Origin of the sequence: Rhodococcus sp. BP-349 (genome assembly GCF_019835845.1) — a bacterium.
GTDB lineage: Bacteria > Actinomycetota > Actinomycetes > Mycobacteriales > Mycobacteriaceae > Rhodococcoides.
Genome location: NZ_JABUDR010000003.1, coordinates 1,161,309 through 1,178,074, shown reverse-complemented (window position 1 = coordinate 1,178,074; position 16,766 = coordinate 1,161,309). Strand labels below are relative to the sequence as shown.

Below are 16,766 nucleotides of genomic sequence, written 5' to 3'. Positions count from 1 at the left end.
TGACGACGGGTCGAGTGGAGACCGACCCCGCTGCCGCTCTCGATCTGTCCTGAGAGCGGCAGCGCGTCCGTCACATGCCGCGGCGCATCACGGCGTAGTAGGCGGACGGGAACACGCGGGCGAGGATGTCGACGGTGTGGGCACTCGCGGCGATGAGGACCCGTCCCTTGCGCTTCTCGACCCCGTCGAGGATGCGGAGTGCAGCCTTGTCCGCGGGATAGGTGAGCAGTTTGGCGAAGGTGGCCTTGCCGTCCGCGATCTCCTTGTCCGTCGCTCCGGCGGCCGAACCGGCCGTCTCGGCGATGCGGGTCTTGATGCCGCCGGGGTGCACCGACGTCACGCCGATCGTCGGCGCCAGTTCGTGGCGCAGGCACTCGGTGAACCCGCGGATGGCGAACTTCGACGACGAGTAGGCGGACTGCCCCGGAGGCGCCACGATGCCGAACAAGCTCGACACGTTGACGATGTGCGCGCCCGTGGATCGGCGCATCGTCGGCAGCAGACGACGGGTGATGTCCACCGGCGCATGGAAGTTGATGGTCATCACCGAGTCGAAGTCCTTGGCGGTGAGTTGCTCGAACGAGCCGCCGAACGCGATACCGGCGTTGTTGATCAGCAGGTCGATGCGCTCGTGCCGCTCGATCACACCGTCGATGACCACGCCGAGCGCGTCGAGGTCGGAGAGGTCCGCGACGACGACGTCGACGCTGCGTGCCGGTGAGGCGGACTCGATGGCGCGTGCGACGTCGGCGAGCCGATCGGCGTCCCGGTCGAGCAGGATCAGATCCGTGCCGCGTCGCGCGAGCTCGTGGGCCATCTGCTCACCCATGCCACTGGCGGCGCCGGTGACGAGCGCGGTGGCGCCGGGAAAGCGGAAGGGGGGCAAGGACGACATGACAACTCCTGAGCTCGGCGGTACCAACGTCTCGATCATCGCCGACATCCTGCTGCCGTTCTTGACTCCAGGCGACACCGTCGTCGATCGCCCGTATCGAGGCGGTCGGGTCGCTACGGTGCATCGATGACGCCCGACTCGACCGCTCCGCTCGCGTCCGGATCCGTGACGGTCCGCGCCGACGCCGCCGATGTGTACGCCCTCCTGACCGATCTCGACCGGCTCGCCGATCTGGCGGACGAGACGCACTCGATGCGGTGGGTGGGGAGCTCCGGCGCCCGTCCCGGTGCATCCTTCGTCGGTCGGAACCGCAACGGTCTGCATCGATGGTCGACCACGTGCACCGTGACCGCCGCCGATCCCGCATCGGCGTTCGCTTTCGATGTGCACTACGGCCCGTTCTCGCTGCCGATCGCGCACTGGCGCTACGACATCGACGGCGCCGGCGACGGCGGCGAGACCACGGTGACCGAGCGGATGTGGGACCGGCGGCCGCGGTGGTTCGTCGGCGTCGGCGGCCTCGCGACGGGTGTCCGCGACCGCGCCACCGTCAACGGCGATCACATCGCGGCGACACTCGAACGGCTCCGGCAGACCGTCGACAGTCCCCGGGATTCGTAGGGTGCGAGTGCGGGCACACTGGACGCCATGACTGGACACGCGACGATCGGCATCTGGACCGGAACGCTCGACGGGGTCTCCGCCTCCGCGGTTCCCGACGTGGTGGGGGAGGTGGAGTCGCAGGGCTGGCACTCGCTGTGGTTCGGCGAGGCCTACGGCCGCGAGGCGCTCACCGCCGCGCAGATGTACCTCGGCGCCTCGTCGTCGCTGATCGTCGGTACCGGCATCGCGAGTATCTACGCCCGAGACGCGGTGGCCACCGCATCGGCGGCCCGTACCCTGCACGCCGTCTCGGGTGGTCGGTTCGTGCTGGGACTCGGCGTGTCGCACGCTCCGCTGGTCGAACGCATGCGCGGTCACAATTACGGCAAGCCAGTCGCGGCGATGCGGGAGTATCTCGACGCACTCGACAACGCACCCGCGGCAGTGGCAGGGGAGGAGCAGAACCCGCCACGACTGCTGGCGGCGCTGGGTCCGAAGATGCTCGAGCTGTCCCGCGATCGCACCGCCGGGGCGCATCCCTACCTCGTCACACCGGAGCACACGGCGATGGCCCGCGAGATCCTCGACGCCGGGGACGGCGAGAAGCGCCCGGAACTGGTCGTCGAGCAGGCGGCGGTGGTGGACCCGGTCGCCGACACCGACGCGGAGGTGTGGGCCGAACGCGCGCACGCGCATCTGAACATCTATACCGGGCTGCCGAACTACCGGAACAACTGGGAGCGTCTGGGTTTCGGGCAGGACGACTTCGTCCGCGGCGGCAGCGCGAAGCTCGCCGAGGCGATGGTGACGCGGGGACTGGACGCGACCGTGGCCCGAGTGCGCGAGCACATCGAGGCAGGGGCGACCAGCGTCCTCGTCCAGGTCCTCGGATCCGCGATGAACGTTCCGCCGGTGGACGACTGGCGTCGACTCGGTGAGGCCCTCGAGCTCTCCCGTTGAGCTGAGGGTAGCCTTACCGCAAGCCTGCTCCACCAGCCGTCCTCGAAAGGTTCTTCATGCGCGTCTCCGTCGGTGTGTCCGTCGCGGCCACGGTTCTACTTCTCGGCACGGCGGCGTGCAGCTCGTCGGACACCGATTCCGCACCGACAGAGTCGAACGGTGCCTTCCCGGCTCAGATCACCGACAAGTTCGGCACCGTGACGGTCGACGCCGCGCCGGAGCGCCTGGTGACCGCCGGGTACAACGACCAGGACTTCGCGCTCTCGCTGGGCGTCACGCCAGTCGCCACGCGCGGTTTCTCCGGGTACGACTACGCGACCCGTCCGTGGGCGCAGGACCAGCTGGCCGGCAACACCATCACCGAGGTCGGCAGTGACACGCTCGACGTCGAAGGCGTCGCGGCGGCCGAACCGGACCTGATCATGGCCACCTACGCGTACCTCGAGGAGCCGGAATATCAGCAGCTCGGTCGGATCGCGACCACGGTGGGCGATATCGCCGGTTCGGACGGGTCGGAGACACCGTCGTGGCGGGATCAGCTGGCGGCCTACGGAACTGCGCTCGGCAAGACCGCCGAGGCGGACACCGTGCGCACGGAGGTGAACGCGAAGTTCTCCGACGCCACCGCGCAGAACCCGTCGTTCGAGGGTCGCACCGCCGCGGTCGCTCTGTACCTCGACGGCACGTTCTACATCCTCGACAGCGGAGATCCCCGCAACCGCTTCTTCACCGACCTCGGATTCACCACTCCGGAGACCACCGGACTCGTCAGCGCCGAGCGCTACGACCTGCTCGATCAGCAGACACTCGTCCTCCTCGGTGTCACACCCGAGGACGTCGCGGGCAACGCGTTGCTGCAGAGCCTGAACGTCGTGAAGGACGACCGGACGGTGTACGTCGGTGAGTTCGGCACACCGGTACCCGCTGCGCTCGGCTTCGCGAGCCCGCTGAGCCTCCCGTACGCCGTGGATGCACTGGTTCCGGTGCTCGCGCGGGCTTCGGACGACGATCCGGCCACCCGCGTCGGCACCGTCGAGGGCTGATCGGTCCTGCTCACGGGTCGGGAGGTTAGTGTGACCCGACGACAGGGGTAACCGTGGGCATGAGCATCGAGCAGCACGACGAGGACGCGGGCGGCCCGCCCGAGACCGAGCACTGGTCGGAGGGTCCGGTCACCACCCCGGAGCGGGATCCGTTCTACGTCGCACCCGACGGTTTCGAGAGTGCCGCGTGCGGCGACGTTCTGCGTACGAGGCCCGTGCGCATCGGCGTGTTCGGTCGGGTGCGGCAGCGTGTGCAGGCCTGGCAGTTGCTGTATCGCACCGAGGACCTCGAGCGCGTGCCGCGCGTGAGTGTCACCACGGTGCTGCTTCCTGCCGGAGCCGTTCCCGACGCGACGCGTCCGCTCCTGTCGTATCAGTGCGCCATCGACGCCGTCTCCGGTCGATCGTTCCCGTCGTACGCGCTCCGGCTCGGGTCACGTGCGCGCGGCACGGTGCCGCAGTACGAGTTCCTGCTCGTCCTGCACGCCCTGCGCTTGGGTTGGGCGGTCTCGATCCCGGATCACGAAGGTGCCGAGGGGCATTGGGGCGCCCCGCTCGAGCCCGGGTACTGCACTCTCGATGCCGTCCGGGCCGCGCTCTCGTTCGACGAGCTCGGTCTCGACACGACCACACCGGTCGGACTGTGGGGATACTCGGGTGGTGGGCTCGCGTCGTCCTGGGCGGCAGAGGCCGCGGAGGAGTACGCACCCGAGATCGATGTCGTCGGAGCCGTTCTCGGGTCGCCGGTGGGTGACCCGGCGTCAGCGTTCTTCCGGCTGAACGCCACCCGCTACGCCGCGCTGCCGACTCTCGTCATAGAGGGGCTGCGGCGTACCTACCCGGCCCTGGACGACGTCATGCAGGAGTTCGTCACCGAGGAGGGTCTCGAGCTGCTGGCGTCGACGAACAAGATGACGACGATGCAGGCCATCATCGCGCTTCGCGGATTCGACCTCGACGACTACTCGACCATTCCCATCGCCGACGTCATGGCTCGTGCGGAGATGGTGACGATCTTCGAGGAGATCCAGCCGGGCCGCTCGGCGCCCGGGTTCCCGCTGCTCGTCCTGCAGGCGACGCACGATCAGATCATCGCCGTGGACGACGTCGACGGGCAGGTGACGCGCTACCGGGACGAGGGTGCCTCCGTGCAGTACATCCGAGACCGGACCAGCGAACACATCACGCTGCTGCCGCTGTCGGTCCCGCTGACGCTGCGATGGCTCGACGACCGGTTCGCCGGGCGTCGACCGGGACCCGCGGCCACCAGGACCGTCTTCTCGGTGGCGGCGTCGTGGCGCAGCGCCGCGGGCTATCTGGCCATGGCAGGCTCGGCGGCGAGAGCGCTGACCGGGCTCCCCATCTCCGTCCGCCGCACCCGACGCTGAGACGACACCACCCCCGCACCGAGGATTCGGTGCGGGGGTGGTGTGGTGTTCAGGAGCGAGATCAGGCCAGTTCGAAGCGATCCAGCATCATGACCTTGTCCCACGCGGCGACGAAGTCCCGGACGAACTTGTCCTTCGCGTCGTCGCAGGCGTACACCTCGGCGATGGCGCGGAGTTCGGAGTTCGAGCCGAACACCAGGTCGTTGCGGGTGCCGGTCCACTTCGTCTCACCGGTGGCAGCATCCTTGGCCTCGTAGATGCCGTCCTCCGACGTGGGAACCCACTCGGTGCCCATGTCGAGAAGGTTCACGAAGAAGTCGTTGGACAGTGTGCCGACCTTGTCGGTCAGAACGCCGTGCGACGAGTTCTGGTAGTTGGCACCGAGAACACGCAGACCACCGACGAGGACCGTGAGCTCGGGTGCGCTGAGCGACAACAGGTTCGCCCGGTCGACGAGGGAGTACTCCGCCGGCAGCTTCTGGCCCTTGCCGAGGAAGTTACGGAAGCCGTCGGCCTTCAGCTCGAGGTCCGAGAACGAATCGACGTCCGTCTGATCCTGCGTGGTGTCCATGCGGCCCGGGGTGAACGGAACGCTGACGCCCGATGCCTTCTCGAGCGCCGCGACGCCGCCGAGGACGACGAGGTCGGCGAACGAGACCGTTCCGGAGAACGACTCCTGGATGCCCTCGAGCACGCGGACGACCTGTGCCAACTCGTCGGGCTCGTTGACCTCCCAGCCGGCCTGCGGCTGCAGGCGCAGGCGACCGCCGTTGGCACCGCCGCGCTTGTCGCTGACGCGGAAGGACGACGCTGCGGCCCACGCGGTCGAGATGAGCTGCTCGGTGCTCAGACCGGACTCGAGGATCGTGGACTTGAGCTCGGCGATCTGTGCGTCATCGATCAGCTCGTGGTCGACGGCCGGGATCGGGTCCTGCCACAGCAGGGTCTCCGACGGCACCTCGGGTCCGAGGTACCGGCTGACAGGTCCCATGTCGCGGTGGGTGAGCTTGAACCACGCCTTCTGGAACTCTTCTGCGAGCTCCTCCGGGTGGTCGAGCCAGCGACGGGTGATCTGCTCGTAGATCGGGTCGACGCGCATCGCGATGTCCGAGGTGAGCATCGACGGGTGGCGACGCTTCGTCGGGTCGGCGGGGTCGGGAACCAGGTCCGCACCCTCGCCGTTCTTCGGACGCCACTGGTGGGCGCCGCCGGGGCTCTTGTAGAGCTCCCACTCGAAGCCGTAGAGGGTCTCGAGGAAGGTGTTGTCCCACTGCGTCGGGGTCGGGGTCCAGATGACCTCGAGACCACTCGTGATCGCGTCTGCGCCGACACCGCTCTGGAAGCTGTTCTTCCAGCCGAGGCCCATCTGCTCGATCGGGGCGCCCTCGGGCTCGGCACCGATGTGCGCGTCGGGATCGGCTGCACCGTGGGTCTTGCCGAAGGTGTGTCCGCCGACGGCCAGTGCTGCGGTCTCGACGTCGTTCATGGCCATGCGGCCGAAGGTCTCGCGGATGTCCAGTGCGGACTGCACGGGATCCGGGTTGCCGTTCGGGCCCTCGGGATTGACGTAGATCAGACCCATCTGCACGGCGGCCAGCGGGTTGTCGAGGGTCGTGCGATCACCGTTGTAGCGCTCGTCACCCAGCCAGGTCTGCTCGGGGCCCCAGTAGACGTCCTCGTCCGGCTCCCAGGCGTCGACGCGACCGCCGGCGTAGCCGTAGGTCGGCAGTCCCATGGACTCGATGGCGACGTTGCCGGTGAGCACGATGAGGTCGGCCCAGGAGAGCTTGCGGCCGTACTTCTGCTTCACGGGCCAGATCAGGCGACGGGCCTTGTCGAGGCTGGCGTTGTCCGGCCAGCTGTTCAGCGGTGCGAAGCGCTGCATGCCGGCTCCGGCCCCGCCGCGTCCGTCCTGCTTGCGGTACGTGCCGGCAGCGTGCCACGCCATGCGGATGAAGAAGGGGCCGTAGTGGCCGAAGTCCGCGGGCCACCAGGGCTGCGAGTTCGTCATGACGGCTTCGATGTCGCGCTTGACCTCGGCGAGATCGAGCGAGTTGAACTCGGCCGCGTAGTCGTAGTCGGCGCCCATCGGATCGCCGACAGCGGGGTTCTTCTTCAGAATCTTGAGGTTCAGCGCCTTGGGCCACCACTCGTGGTTGCTGCCACCCTCGACCGGCATCGGCATCTTGTCGTGCATGACAGGGCAGCCGCCGGATGCGTCCTGCGGCTGGTCCTGGTTCATCTCTTTTTCGCGTGTTGTGTGGTCCTCGGACACGAGTTTCCCTCCAAGAGAAGATGAATGAACTGATTCCGCGGCGCCTTCGCGCCTCGAGATCAGGGGCTGACGCTGGTGGAGCAGTTCTCGCACACGCCCCAGTAGATGACCTCGGCTTCGTCGACGACGAAACCATGGGCCTCCGACGGAGTGAGGCACGGAGCCTCGCCGACGGCGCATTCCACGTCGGCGATGGTGCCGCACGCGCGGCACACGACATGGTGGTGATTGTCGCCGATTCTGCTCTCGTACCGCGAGACCGAGCCGGACGGCTGGATGCGCCGTACCAGTCCTGCGGTGGTGAGAGCGTGGAGCACGTCGTACACAGCCTGGCGGGAGACATCGGGCAGGGTGGCCCGAACGGCTCCGTAGACGGTGTCGGTGTCGGCGTGCGGATGTTCGTGCACCGCGTCGAGCACCGCCAGACGGGGGCGGGTGACTCGGAGCGCGGCACCACGCAGCATCTCCGGGTAGTTCGACGATGGGCTCACGTCGAACAGTATGCACGACTTTTCTGGAATGAGTCAGGAAACGGGGCGCGAACACCGGTCGAACGGCGTGTCGTCCGGCCCCCGCGGGGGCATGATGCGAGGCGACATCCAACGCTCGCAGGGGGTACGAAGATGACCGCGTTCCAGACCGTCGCCAACGCCGCGAACCAGGTCGTTCGACCGCTGATGCGACTGCCCGTGTTGTCCGCCGTTCTCGGGCGTGGCCTGGCCACCATCACCTATACCGGTCGACGGTCGGGCCGTGCGATCTCGCTGCCCGTCTCCTACCGGCGATCGGGCGAGACGGTGACCGTGATGGTCGCAGCACCGAGTCAGAAGGCATGGTGGCGCAACTTCCATCCCGATCCCGCCCCGGCGACCGTCGACATCGCGGGGGACCAGCATCGGGGGAGCGCACAGGCGGTGGTCTCCGACAAGGGGGGCGTGCGTGTCGTGATCACCCTCGACAGCTGATCAACGGAGTACGACGAGCTGCTGGGTCGCGCGGGTCATCGCCACGTAGCGATCGACGGCGCTGTCCGCACGGCCCAGAGGTCGGCGACGAGATCGGGAGCATCGATCACCGTCCACGACGACTCCACTCGGTCGCGAAGCTCGTCGATCTCACGCAGCGACGACGCCAGCTCGCCGGCCGGCACGTTCGCGACGAGGCGGTCGACGAGGATCTCGCCCAGAACCGCCCAGATCTCCTCTCGCGCATCGTTGTGCGGAGTCTCCGCCTGCGGTGCCGCAGTGCCGCGTCGATTCTGGCGAGGTTCCCCTCATCGCCGATCGTCGCGTGCCTCGGCCAACCGCCTGATCGCGGACGGCCCCACTCCGTGTAGCGCGGACAAAGTCGCGAGGTTAGCCGGGAGGTCGTGCACCGTGCGATACCCCGCGTCGATCAACGCACCGGTCGCCGGCCGGCCGATGCGGACACCGTCGAACAGCGGTCCGCGGTCGACCGGCACGTCCCTCGTCATCTTGCTCAGCTGACTCCGAGAACCTTGATCGCGAAGATCAGAGAATCGCCCTGCTGGATGCCCGCGCGCGGCTGACCGTTGGGGTAACCGTCCGCGGAGGTCACCGCGACGCCGATGGTCGATCCCACGGTCTGGCCGGCGATGGCCTTCTGGAAACCGGCCACGACACCGTCGAGGGGGAATTCGACCGGGGCGCCGCGCTCGTAGCTGCTGTCGAAGGTGGATCCGTCGCGTCCGTTGACGCCCATGTAGCAGACGGAGACGGTGGCGTCCGCCGCGACGACGGGGCCGTCGCCGGCCTGCAATGTCTGCACCTGCGTCTCCGCGACGCTGAAGGGTGCCTCGACGGTGACCAGGGGAGCGGCATCGTCGGTGGACCCGGTCACCGCGATGCTGCCGGTGTCACCGTCGAGGTTCCACTCGGCCGCGGCACCGGACTCGGGCGCCGCGGTGGGGCACGACTCGGCAGCTGCGGTCGACGACGACCCCGCGGACGAGGATGCGGCGCTGGAGGAAGTGGCGGCAGATGGCGTGTCGTTGTCGGAGCTGCATCCGGACAGCACCAGGACGAGCGACGCGGACGAGGCCAGCAGGACACCGAGGGTACGAGAGGAGTTCACGCCCGACACGCTACAGCCGCCCGACTACTCGACCAGCCGGGCGAGTGCTGCGGTGACCGAGCCCCACCCTTCGGCGAACCCGAGGCTCGCGTGACGATCGCGTGTCGTCGGATCTCCGTGACGGACGACGGCCCGGTATGCAGTGCCGCGCGGGTGGTCGGTCAGGGTGATCTCCGCTGACATCGCGACCGGCTGCGGCGACGCGGGGCGCCACCCGCTGTCGAGAGTGTTGGTGAACACCAGCCGGGTGTCGGGCTCGACGACGAGGAATACGGCGTCGGTGTGGGGCACGAATGTCGTTCCGTCGTCGCTCATCTCGGTGACGAACGCCCCGCCCGGTCGCACCTCCAGGTGGTCCACCCGAGTGACGGTGGGTGCCGGTGTCCACCACTGTGACAGCAACGACGAGTTCGTCCATGCCTCCCAGATGCGGTGACGAGGAGCCGCGATGACGCGATCGAGTACGAGGTCGAGGGCAGGATCGATCGGGAGCGCGGTCATGAGTCTTCTTCCGTCGGAGTCGGGGAGGTGACGAGTTGTTCGAGCCGATCCGTGCGGCTCTCCCAGAGGTGTCGTTGATCGTCGAGCCAGTCCTGGACGAGGTCGAGTCGTTCCCTGTGCAGAGTGCACGTCCGGACGCGTCCTACTTTGGCCGTGCGAATGAGCCCGCTCGACTCGAGACTGCGGACGTGTTTGAGGAAGGTGGGAAGCGCGATCGGGAACGGCGCCGCCAGTTCACCGACGCTTGCCGGGCCGGCACCGAGACGCCGGACGACTGCTCGCCGCGTCGGATCTCCGAGGGCGGTGAGCACGGCGTCGAGTTCTGCCGTATGGTTAGCCATAAGGGTAAGTATTACAGGCGATCCGGGGTGTGGCGCAACCGATGACTTTCGACGTGTGCGTCGGTCGGAGTGTTCGTGGGCCGACCAGCGCCCACGGGGAACGAAGGAGTGCACATGCGCATGTTGATCGTCACCGCGTTCGTCTCGCGCGGCTCGTCACAGGTGACGCCGTGGCGGAGATCGTCCGTCTGAAGGCCGGCGACGGTGGCCCGATGGACATCGGCGGCGCCACACTGGCCGCGGCGGCGATGCGGGCCGGGCTGATCGCCGAGTACGTGATCATGACGCATCCCGTTCTGGTGGGCGCCGGTACGCCGTTCTTCACGGTGCTCGACGAGTGGGCGGGCCTGGAGTTGGCGGAGACGCGGACGTTCTCGGGGGGACTGCGCCTGACGAGGTACCTGACGCGGCAAGGGGCGGGAGATTCACGATAGTTGACATAATGTCGATTATCGGCACTTACTGTCGATACCGATTATCTCCATCGGACGTCGCCCTTCCTGCGCAACCCGGCCTCGTCGTCACTGCGGTGGCTCCATGAATTCGATGGTCTCGCCATCCGGGCCCACTGCGTATACGACTCGGGTGCCCACCTTGGTGCCGCCGGCGATCGGTTGTGGAGTTCCCTGCGCCCTCCATCCGAACTCCGCGATACGCGTCAGGACCGCATCGATGTTGTCCACCTCGAAAGCGAGATGTGCGAAACCCGGATCGTAGGGTCGAGACGACCCCCGCTGTCCCTGCACGTTGCGATATTCCAGCAGCTCGATCGTCTGACCCGCAATGGAAACCACCGCCATCCGGACTGCGGCCCCGTGCGCTCCGGTGACCTCTCCGAGAAACTCTCCACCCATCTCACCGATGCGTTCGAGGGTCGCTCCGAGACCGTCGATCCAGAACCGAAGGGCGTCATCGAGGAAACCGACGGAGAATCCGACATGGTCGGAACGGTGCAGTCGAAACGACGTCGTATCAGCCATGGAACCGATTGTGGCCCAGATCGATTGTGCCGATAGCGCCGGGTCTTGAGACCACGGTGAGGCCTTCGCGTGGTGCGCTCACGAGTTGCGCTTCTGTTCGGCTCGAATCAAGCCGCCGCCGATGATCGACTGCTCGATCCCTCGACCACGATGCGGACGGACGGCCCGTCCTGAGTGATGACGGCATCCACTCGCTGCCAGTCGGTATCGCAGAGAAAGGCGGTGTGGATGCCCGCAAACTGCGTCTGGGGCGTCAGTCTGCCGGGAGTGAACCCCTCCCAGAATCGTTTGCTGGTGGCGAGCGACCAGGGCCCGACAACCTCATGGACGGTCTCGAGTCGAGTCATGGATCAGGCCTCGTCGCGTCGAGTGCCGGCATAGCCGTCCGACCGTTCCTCGAAAAGCATTGCCTCCCCGTCGGAATAATGGCTGTTCACGCTCATGTGCTCGGCGAAGCGCGCATCGTTGAACGCGGCGGTCAGGTCGGCAGCTGAACGCCATTGCACGTACTCGACGATTCGATCGCTCCGGAGATCGCGGAAGAAGCTCGCCGAGACGAAGCCCTCGAGATGGCTGATGTGGTCGCGCGTTTCGCTTTCGTTGTACTCGCCGACCCATCCTTGTTTGCCGTTCACGGGTGCCATCCTGATGATCTCGTGGGCCTGGGCGTCCTGAGTGCGCACCCGGGTCGCTTCGTCGGGGTTCGCGGTGACCGTGGCGCTGAAGCGATAGATCCCGTCGTCTACTGCGACGCCGTCGAACTCGCTATTCTGTTGCGTGCGAGTCAGTTCCGCCGCGAACGCCTCGGCGTCGCTTCTACTGCGCCAGAAATGCAGTCCCATGAGCACTTCGGTGTCCGGGGTGGAGGGCGGTCCGAGCACTCGGCCATGCGCCAGCCAGACGGCGCCGCCGTACCCTGCCCGCGACCGCGCCTCTGCGGACCTCACGAGGCCGGTCGATCCAACCCCTGCGTCCCCGGGGTCCACGGCTGCGCTGACCGCAACGACGAAAGGAGACTTGTCGAAGTCGGTGTCGTCCATCTCAGCGATCTCCAGCTGTTTCTGTGACCGCATCATCGTCATGGTCGTGCAGCAGACGGGCCGTGATGTCGAGCTCGATGGAGATACGGTTTCCCGCCAAGACTCCCTGTCGATCCAGCGGAACTCCGAAGCGGACCCCGAAGTCCTGACGGTTCACCTGCCCCGTCGCACGGAATCGAACGTCATGGCGTCCGTCGGCGTCGCGCTCGAATCGAAGCTGCGCCGCCGTCAGCACTACCGGGCGGGTGACGCCGCGAATGGTGAGGGTTCCGTCGACTCGAACGTCCGAATCGCTCGGTCTGATCGCGGTCGACGTGTAGGTGACAGCTGGATGGTTCTGCGCATCGAAGGGGTCCTTGGCGAGCGTCCCCTCGTCACGTCGGGCATTGTGGGTATCCATCGAGCGCACCTGGACGCTTGCCTCGACGGAAGATTCGGTGACGTCGGTACGAGTCACGATCCGGCCGTCGAACTCGGTGAACTCCCCCGGCACTGTCATGACGATCAGGTGGCTGATCGAGAACTTCACCGCACTGCGGTGCGGATCTATCACCCACGTGCCCACCACGTAGTCGTCCAATGTTCGTGTCATATGTCTAGGCCTCCAGGTCGTTCGGCACGTGCCGCTCTGATCAACCGGACCGCACCCGCGGCCCGGATCACTCGTCCCACGGTAGCCATGGACGTACTCGCGACCGACCGCCGCTGCGACCGCATTTGCGCTGATCACAGGGTTGCAAAACCGGAAAATGTGTGAGCTAGGAGCGGCCGGACACTTCGAGTTCGACTAGTCCACGACTATCGATATTCGTTGCGGCACAGCGTATTCAGGTTCTTCAGAAGGTCATGACGGCTCATCGCCCCACCTGTGAGTTACGACGCCCGATCGGCGAATTCGACCCCGTTGCACACAGGACGCTTTGCCTGTCCTGCTTTTCGAGCGCGATAGATGTCATAGAGGCGACACACGCGGCGAGATCGTTCTGCGCGCATTCAGACTCCGTTCGACTCGTTGTCGTCATGGACGACGTAATCCTCCACGCCGCGACACGAACCGGGCACGACCGATCTGTACTCGGGGACGGTGAGTTACATTCCGATCTCGCGCTGGGATTTGTCCGCGTCGGCGGCCTGCAGCGCGTCGAAGGTCTTCTCGAGGTCGTCGCTCGCGAGCAGGATGCCGCCGTACGTGCCCTTGGCCATCATCTCGGTGATGGTGCGGCGCTCGTCCTCGGTGATGGCGGGGTCGACCGCGGGCGGTGTCAGAACGATGGCGGTGTCCGGCTGCCCGGGCGGGCCGACGGTGAGCCACCGCAGGTTCTCGTACCCGACGTCGAGGCGGACCTCGAAGCCGAGAAGGTCGCGGTAGAAGGCCAGTGCGGCCTCCGGATCGTCCTGCGGGAGGAAGCTGGAGGCGATGGTGAGTGTCATGGCGACGACACTAGGTTCGCCTGGCGCGGTCCGCTTCTCGATTCCTGATCGGTCGGGTGACCACCTTCTCGACACACGACGGCGCGCCGGCCTCCGTGGACTGGTTCTGCTGCCGATACGCGGACGGGGACAGTCCGGTCAGTTCGGAGAACCGGGTGCTGAAGGTGCCCAGTGAGGAGCACCCCACGGTGAAGCAGATCTCCGTCACCGACCTCTCCGACCCCCGGAGCAGCGCCATGGCTCGTTCGATGCGCCGCGTCATCAGGTACGCGTAGGGCGACTCTCCGTACGCGGCGCGGAACTGCCGGCTCAGGTGCCCCGCGGACATGTGCGCGTCGCGCGCCAGGGTCTCGAGGTTCAGAGGCGTGGCGTACTCGCGGTCCATTCGATCCCGTACTCGACGGAGACGACGCAGATCGTCGAGGTGTCGCGAGTCCGCACGGGTGTCGGTCACGCGTCCTCCTCTCAGGAATGCCGCAGCAGTCCGTGCAGTGCGCGCATGCAGAGATCATGCACCTCGTCGGCCGAGATCGACTGCCGGTCCACCCAGTCCACGCACACGGCGCGAACGAACGACACCCACCCGGCCACGGCGACCCGAGTCACCTCGTCCGCGCCCTCGTCGGGTCCCAGAGCCGCCAGGATCCGCTGCTGCTGCGTCTCGAACTCGGCCGTGAGGATCGCCTGGATACCGACGTCGCCCGACATCGTTCCTCGATTGATGGCCCGTAGTCCGTGAGCGTGATCGGTGGAGTAGCGGATGTAGGCGCGCAGTCCGGCGGACACCTGGTGCTCGACGGGCAGCGTGGTGTCGGGAGCCGTGATCTCGACCATCCGAGCGGATTCGAGCCGGATGATGTCGGCGAAGAAATCCCTCTTGGACGAGAAGTAGTGATACATCAGCCCACGCGAGACGCCGGCCAGGTCGGCGACCTCCTCGATCCACACCTCGTCGTAGGGCCGTTCCGCGAACAGTCGTGACCCGATCTCGAGCAACTGGTGCCGACGCTGATCGGGTGACAGGCGTCTGCGGGGAGTGGTCATGACCTGCGCCATGCTACGGGACTGCTCGTGATACTTGACACGCGTTCAGTAGGGGGTACCGTCCGCTGTTGTATCCCGGTTCAGTACGCCGGCCACCCACGCGAAAGGGTCCGACCGTGGTCACCACGATCTCGTCCACTTCTCCGCTTCCCCATCCCCCTCGACGACTCCCGGTGCTGGGCGACGTGCTGGGCGTACACGCGAGCACCCCGGTGCAGGACTCGGTGGCGCTGGCCGCGCAGCTGGGCCCCATCTTCGAGCGGGTGGTCCTGGGGCGCCGGTTCGTGATCGTGTCGGGCGCCGATCTCGTGGAGGAACTCAGCGACGAGTCGCGGTTCGTCAAGCACGTGGCACCCGCGGTCGCCGGACTGCGATCGATCGGCGGGGACGGACTGTTCACGGCGTACTCGCACGAACCGAACTGGCGCAAGGCCCACGATCTCCTCCGGCCGGCGTTCACGCAGTCGGCCATGCGGAGCTACCACGACATCATGGTGGACGTCGCCGGACAGCTGGTGTCGCACTGGTCGTCCCGTGATCGGGTCGACGTCTCCTCGGACATGACCAAGTTGACGCTCGAGACCATCGGCCGTACCGGGTTCAGCTACAGCTTCGACTCGTTCACCCGTGCCGAGACGCACCCGTTCGTCCGGGCCATGGTGCGGACCCTGCAGCACAACCAGCGCCGCGCACTGCTGCCGCTCCCGGTCGTCGGCGACTTGGTGTTCCGGCGTCGCGAACGGCGGAACGACGCCGACAAGGCCTTCATGGCCGAGCTGCTCGACGACATCGTGAGGGCCCGCCGCGACGGCGAGACGAGTGGCGACGGCGATCTGCTCGACATCATGCTCCAGGCGGCACGCGACGGAGATCCCAACGCGCTGGACGAGGTGAACATCCGGCACCAGATCGTCACCTTCCTCATCGCCGGACACGAGACCACCTCCGGCTCACTGTCGTTCGCTCTGTACTACCTGTCGAAGCATCCCGAGATGTGGGCTCGTGCGCGTGCGGAAGTGGACGAGGTGTGGGGTGCGGACACGCCTGCCTTCGAGCAGGTGGCGAAGCTGCGTTTCGTCCGCCGTGTTCTCGACGAGGGACTGCGCCTGTGGCCGACTGCGCCCGGCTACGCGCGGGAGGCACGCCACGACACGACGGTCGGCGGGCGTCCCATGGCCGCGGGCGACTGGGCCCTGGTGTTGATCCCGGGTCTGCATCGGGATCCCGTCTGGGGACCGGATCCGGAGGTGTTCGACCCGGACCGCTTCCTGTCGGCGAACGTGCGGGCCAGGCCGCCGCACGCCTACAAGCCGTTCGGCACCGGCGAGCGTGCCTGCATCGGGCGCCAGTTCGCTCTCCACGAGTCGCTGCTGGTGCTGGGTACGATCCTCCAGACTTTCGACGTCGCTCCTGATCCGGCCTACGACCTCGCCATCGAGGAACGCCTCACCCTCATGCCGGCCGGGTTCGAGCTCGAGGTGGCTCGGCGCGACCGCAGCTGACGGAAAGATCCCGCACACTGGTCCCATGCGATCGCGCGGCAAGATCATGGAGGCCACCCTCGAGGTGATCGCGGAGCACGGTTTCGACGGCGTCACCATCGCGGGTGTGTCCACCGCCGCCGGGGTCTCCCGGCAGACCGTGTACTCCATCTTCGGCACGCGCGAGGTGTTGGTGACCCGCACGATGGAGCACCTGGCGGTCGAGGTGATGACCGAGATCCGCTCGCGCCTCGACGGCCCGGAGACCGTGCGCGACTACGTCGTGGAGATGGTGATCGGTGGCCGGCGGGCGGTGCGCGACATTCCCGCGATGGCAGCTCTCCTGCGGTTGCACGGCATCAACCCGGTGCTGCATCCCGATGTCGTCCAGCACGCCATTCCCGTCGTGCGAGATCTCCTCTCCCCGCTGACCGCACTCGACCCCCGGGTCGCGGAGGTGTTGGACGACATCGTCCTCATCACCACTCGTCTCGGACTGTCCGTCGTGTTGTTCGACGATCCGTCGATCGCGGACGACGACGACCTCCGCGCCTTCCTCCTGCGGTGGCTCCCGGCGTCGATGACCGTGCCGCCGGAGTGACGGGCTTCACCTCGCGACCTTGACACCTGGTGCCGGAACTGTCTAACTTCAGGGCGCTTGCCGGGGGGTCCGCGCAGCGGAGAGGGAGT

21 protein-coding genes and 2 pseudogenes are annotated in these 16,766 nt (G+C 67.0%); 9 read left to right on the top strand and 14 right to left on the bottom strand.

Features of this window, described 5'->3' with window-relative positions; genetic code table 11:
• Positions 1-70: 70 nt before the first annotated feature.
• Positions 71-895: an SDR family oxidoreductase gene (locus HQ325_RS21855; protein WP_037185420.1), complete on the bottom strand. Its 825-nt coding sequence runs from the start codon at positions 893-895 to the stop codon at positions 71-73.
• Between HQ325_RS21855 and HQ325_RS22710 the strand changes: the two genes are divergently transcribed.
• From HQ325_RS22710 to HQ325_RS21835, 5 genes are read left to right on the top strand one after another with little or no spacing between them, the layout of a single operon-like run.
• Positions 894-1,025, top strand: coding sequence for a hypothetical protein (locus HQ325_RS22710; RefSeq protein ID WP_261778602.1), 132 nt, complete (start codon positions 894-896; stop codon positions 1,023-1,025). The two genes, HQ325_RS21855 and HQ325_RS22710, sit on opposite strands and share 2 nt — an antisense overlap.
• Entirely contained in the window at positions 1,022-1,516 is a 495-nt protein-coding gene (locus HQ325_RS21850; RefSeq protein ID WP_222632414.1) for an SRPBCC family protein, read from the top strand. Before HQ325_RS22710 ends, HQ325_RS21850 begins: the two co-directional genes overlap by 4 nt.
• A 27-nt stretch (positions 1,517-1,543) precedes the next feature.
• Entirely contained in the window at positions 1,544-2,458 is a 915-nt protein-coding gene (locus tag HQ325_RS21845) for a TIGR03620 family F420-dependent LLM class oxidoreductase (RefSeq protein ID WP_222632412.1), read from the top strand.
• 56 nt (positions 2,459-2,514) lie between these two features.
• Positions 2,515-3,501, top strand: a complete 987-nt coding sequence (locus tag HQ325_RS21840; RefSeq protein WP_222632411.1) for an ABC transporter substrate-binding protein — start codon at positions 2,515-2,517, stop codon at positions 3,499-3,501.
• Positions 3,502-3,560: 59 nt separating this feature from the next.
• Complete coding sequence (locus HQ325_RS21835; RefSeq protein WP_222632409.1) at positions 3,561-4,889, top strand: lipase family protein; 1,329 nt, start codon at positions 3,561-3,563, stop codon at positions 4,887-4,889.
• A 61-nt stretch (positions 4,890-4,950) separates the two neighbouring features.
• Here the strand turns inward: HQ325_RS21835 and katG are convergent, their stop codons facing one another.
• Positions 4,951-7,131, bottom strand: coding sequence for a catalase/peroxidase HPI (katG, locus tag HQ325_RS21830; RefSeq protein WP_222632407.1), 2,181 nt, complete (start codon positions 7,129-7,131; stop codon positions 4,951-4,953).
• A gap of 92 nt (positions 7,132-7,223) precedes the next feature.
• Entirely contained in the window at positions 7,224-7,628 is a 405-nt protein-coding gene (locus tag HQ325_RS21825) for a Fur family transcriptional regulator (RefSeq protein WP_261778845.1), read from the bottom strand.
• Positions 7,629-7,787: 159 nt separating this feature from the next.
• On the opposite strand from HQ325_RS21825, the gene HQ325_RS21820 reads away from it, so the two are divergent.
• The gene (locus HQ325_RS21820) at positions 7,788-8,129 is read left to right on the top strand and encodes a nitroreductase/quinone reductase family protein (RefSeq protein ID WP_222632403.1); all 342 of its coding nucleotides are present in this window, start codon (positions 7,788-7,790) and stop codon (positions 8,127-8,129) included.
• Between the two features lie 35 nt (positions 8,130-8,164).
• Here HQ325_RS21820 and HQ325_RS21815 read toward each other — a convergent pair whose 3' ends face one another.
• From HQ325_RS21815 to HQ325_RS21795, 5 genes are all read right to left on the bottom strand, one after another.
• Positions 8,165-8,314, bottom strand: a complete 150-nt coding sequence (locus tag HQ325_RS21815; RefSeq protein WP_222632401.1) for a hypothetical protein — start codon at positions 8,312-8,314, stop codon at positions 8,165-8,167.
• A gap of 123 nt (positions 8,315-8,437) precedes the next feature.
• A complete protein-coding gene (locus HQ325_RS21810) occupies positions 8,438-8,638 on the bottom strand; it encodes a hypothetical protein (RefSeq protein ID WP_027505403.1) in 201 nt (66 codons plus the stop codon).
• Positions 8,639-8,643: 5 nt separating this feature from the next.
• Positions 8,644-9,267 (bottom strand): FKBP-type peptidyl-prolyl cis-trans isomerase, encoded by a 624-nt coding sequence (locus HQ325_RS21805; RefSeq protein WP_222632400.1) that lies wholly within the window; start codon positions 9,265-9,267, stop codon positions 8,644-8,646.
• A 15-nt stretch (positions 9,268-9,282) separates the two neighbouring features.
• On the bottom strand, positions 9,283-9,759 hold the full coding sequence (locus HQ325_RS21800; RefSeq protein WP_056444490.1) for an SRPBCC domain-containing protein: 477 nt from the start codon (positions 9,757-9,759) through the stop codon (positions 9,283-9,285).
• Positions 9,756-10,100 carry a helix-turn-helix transcriptional regulator gene (locus tag HQ325_RS21795; protein ID WP_056444493.1) on the bottom strand — a complete coding sequence of 115 codons (345 nt, stop codon included), beginning with the start codon at positions 10,098-10,100 and terminating at the stop codon, positions 9,756-9,758. The genes HQ325_RS21800 and HQ325_RS21795 overlap by 4 nt, the downstream gene beginning before the upstream one ends.
• 149 nt (positions 10,101-10,249) lie before the next feature.
• On the opposite strand from HQ325_RS21795, the pseudogene HQ325_RS21790 reads away from it, so the two are divergent.
• Positions 10,250-10,534 (top strand): annotated as a pseudogene (locus HQ325_RS21790) (dihydrofolate reductase family protein); the annotation flags it as partial.
• Positions 10,535-10,621: 87 nt separating this feature from the next.
• On the opposite strand, the gene HQ325_RS21785 reads toward HQ325_RS21790, so the two are convergent.
• The 6 genes and pseudogenes from HQ325_RS21785 to HQ325_RS21760 form a co-directional block, all read right to left on the bottom strand.
• Entirely contained in the window at positions 10,622-11,080 is a 459-nt protein-coding gene (locus tag HQ325_RS21785; protein ID WP_222632396.1) for a VOC family protein, read from the bottom strand.
• A gap of 350 nt (positions 11,081-11,430) precedes the next feature.
• On the bottom strand, positions 11,431-12,120 hold the full coding sequence (locus HQ325_RS21780; protein ID WP_222632394.1) for a hypothetical protein: 690 nt from the start codon (positions 12,118-12,120) through the stop codon (positions 11,431-11,433).
• Position 12,121: 1 nt separating this feature from the next.
• A complete protein-coding gene (locus HQ325_RS21775) occupies positions 12,122-12,712 on the bottom strand; it encodes a YceI family protein (protein ID WP_222632392.1) in 591 nt (196 codons plus the stop codon).
• Positions 12,713-13,227: 515 nt separating this feature from the next.
• Positions 13,228-13,551, bottom strand: a pseudogene (locus tag HQ325_RS21770) (VOC family protein); the annotation flags it as partial.
• 10 nt (positions 13,552-13,561) lie between these two features.
• A complete protein-coding gene (locus tag HQ325_RS21765; RefSeq protein WP_222632389.1) occupies positions 13,562-14,005 on the bottom strand; it encodes a helix-turn-helix transcriptional regulator in 444 nt (147 codons plus the stop codon).
• An 11-nt stretch (positions 14,006-14,016) separates the two neighbouring features.
• Positions 14,017-14,595, bottom strand: a complete 579-nt coding sequence (locus HQ325_RS21760; RefSeq protein WP_222632388.1) for a TetR/AcrR family transcriptional regulator — start codon at positions 14,593-14,595, stop codon at positions 14,017-14,019.
• A 116-nt stretch (positions 14,596-14,711) separates the two neighbouring features.
• Here HQ325_RS21760 and HQ325_RS21755 point away from each other — a divergent pair, with 116 nt between their 5' ends.
• The gene (locus HQ325_RS21755) at positions 14,712-16,097 is read left to right on the top strand and encodes a cytochrome P450 (protein WP_222632387.1); all 1,386 of its coding nucleotides are present in this window, start codon (positions 14,712-14,714) and stop codon (positions 16,095-16,097) included.
• A 25-nt stretch (positions 16,098-16,122) separates the two neighbouring features.
• A complete protein-coding gene (locus tag HQ325_RS21750; protein ID WP_222632386.1) occupies positions 16,123-16,677 on the top strand; it encodes a TetR/AcrR family transcriptional regulator in 555 nt (184 codons plus the stop codon).
• Positions 16,678-16,766 lie beyond the last annotated feature (89 nt).

What these genes read in the sequence shown, in the direction of transcription:
- HQ325_RS21795 (WP_056444493.1), bottom strand. Translation starts at nt 10,100, where the DNA reads ATGGCTAACCATACGGCAGAACTCGACGCCGTGCTCACCGCCCTCGGA.
- HQ325_RS21775 (WP_222632392.1), bottom strand. Translation starts at nt 12,712, where the DNA reads ATGACACGAACATTGGACGACTACGTGGTGGGCACGTGGGTGATAGAT.
- HQ325_RS21820 (WP_222632403.1), top strand. Translation starts at nt 7,788, where the DNA reads ATGACCGCGTTCCAGACCGTCGCCAACGCCGCGAACCAGGTCGTTCGA.
- HQ325_RS21750 (WP_222632386.1), top strand. Translation starts at nt 16,123, where the DNA reads ATGCGATCGCGCGGCAAGATCATGGAGGCCACCCTCGAGGTGATCGCG.
- katG (WP_222632407.1), bottom strand. Translation starts at nt 7,131, where the DNA reads ATGAACCAGGACCAGCCGCAGGACGCATCCGGCGGCTGCCCTGTCATG.
- HQ325_RS21850 (WP_222632414.1), top strand. Translation starts at nt 1,022, where the DNA reads ATGACGCCCGACTCGACCGCTCCGCTCGCGTCCGGATCCGTGACGGTC.
- HQ325_RS21855 (WP_037185420.1), bottom strand. Translation starts at nt 895, where the DNA reads ATGTCGTCCTTGCCCCCCTTCCGCTTTCCCGGCGCCACCGCGCTCGTC.
- HQ325_RS21800 (WP_056444490.1), bottom strand. Translation starts at nt 9,759, where the DNA reads ATGACCGCGCTCCCGATCGATCCTGCCCTCGACCTCGTACTCGATCGC.
- HQ325_RS21760 (WP_222632388.1), bottom strand. Translation starts at nt 14,595, where the DNA reads ATGACCACTCCCCGCAGACGCCTGTCACCCGATCAGCGTCGGCACCAG.
- HQ325_RS21840 (WP_222632411.1), top strand. Translation starts at nt 2,515, where the DNA reads ATGCGCGTCTCCGTCGGTGTGTCCGTCGCGGCCACGGTTCTACTTCTC.
- HQ325_RS21845 (WP_222632412.1), top strand. Translation starts at nt 1,544, where the DNA reads ATGACTGGACACGCGACGATCGGCATCTGGACCGGAACGCTCGACGGG.
- HQ325_RS21810 (WP_027505403.1), bottom strand. Translation starts at nt 8,638, where the DNA reads ATGACGAGGGACGTGCCGGTCGACCGCGGACCGCTGTTCGACGGTGTC.
- HQ325_RS21785 (WP_222632396.1), bottom strand. Translation starts at nt 11,080, where the DNA reads ATGGCTGATACGACGTCGTTTCGACTGCACCGTTCCGACCATGTCGGA.
- HQ325_RS22710 (WP_261778602.1), top strand. Translation starts at nt 894, where the DNA reads ATGACAACTCCTGAGCTCGGCGGTACCAACGTCTCGATCATCGCCGAC.
- HQ325_RS21780 (WP_222632394.1), bottom strand. Translation starts at nt 12,120, where the DNA reads ATGGACGACACCGACTTCGACAAGTCTCCTTTCGTCGTTGCGGTCAGC.
- HQ325_RS21835 (WP_222632409.1), top strand. Translation starts at nt 3,561, where the DNA reads ATGAGCATCGAGCAGCACGACGAGGACGCGGGCGGCCCGCCCGAGACC.
- HQ325_RS21825 (WP_261778845.1), bottom strand. Translation starts at nt 7,628, where the DNA reads ATGCTGCGTGGTGCCGCGCTCCGAGTCACCCGCCCCCGTCTGGCGGTG.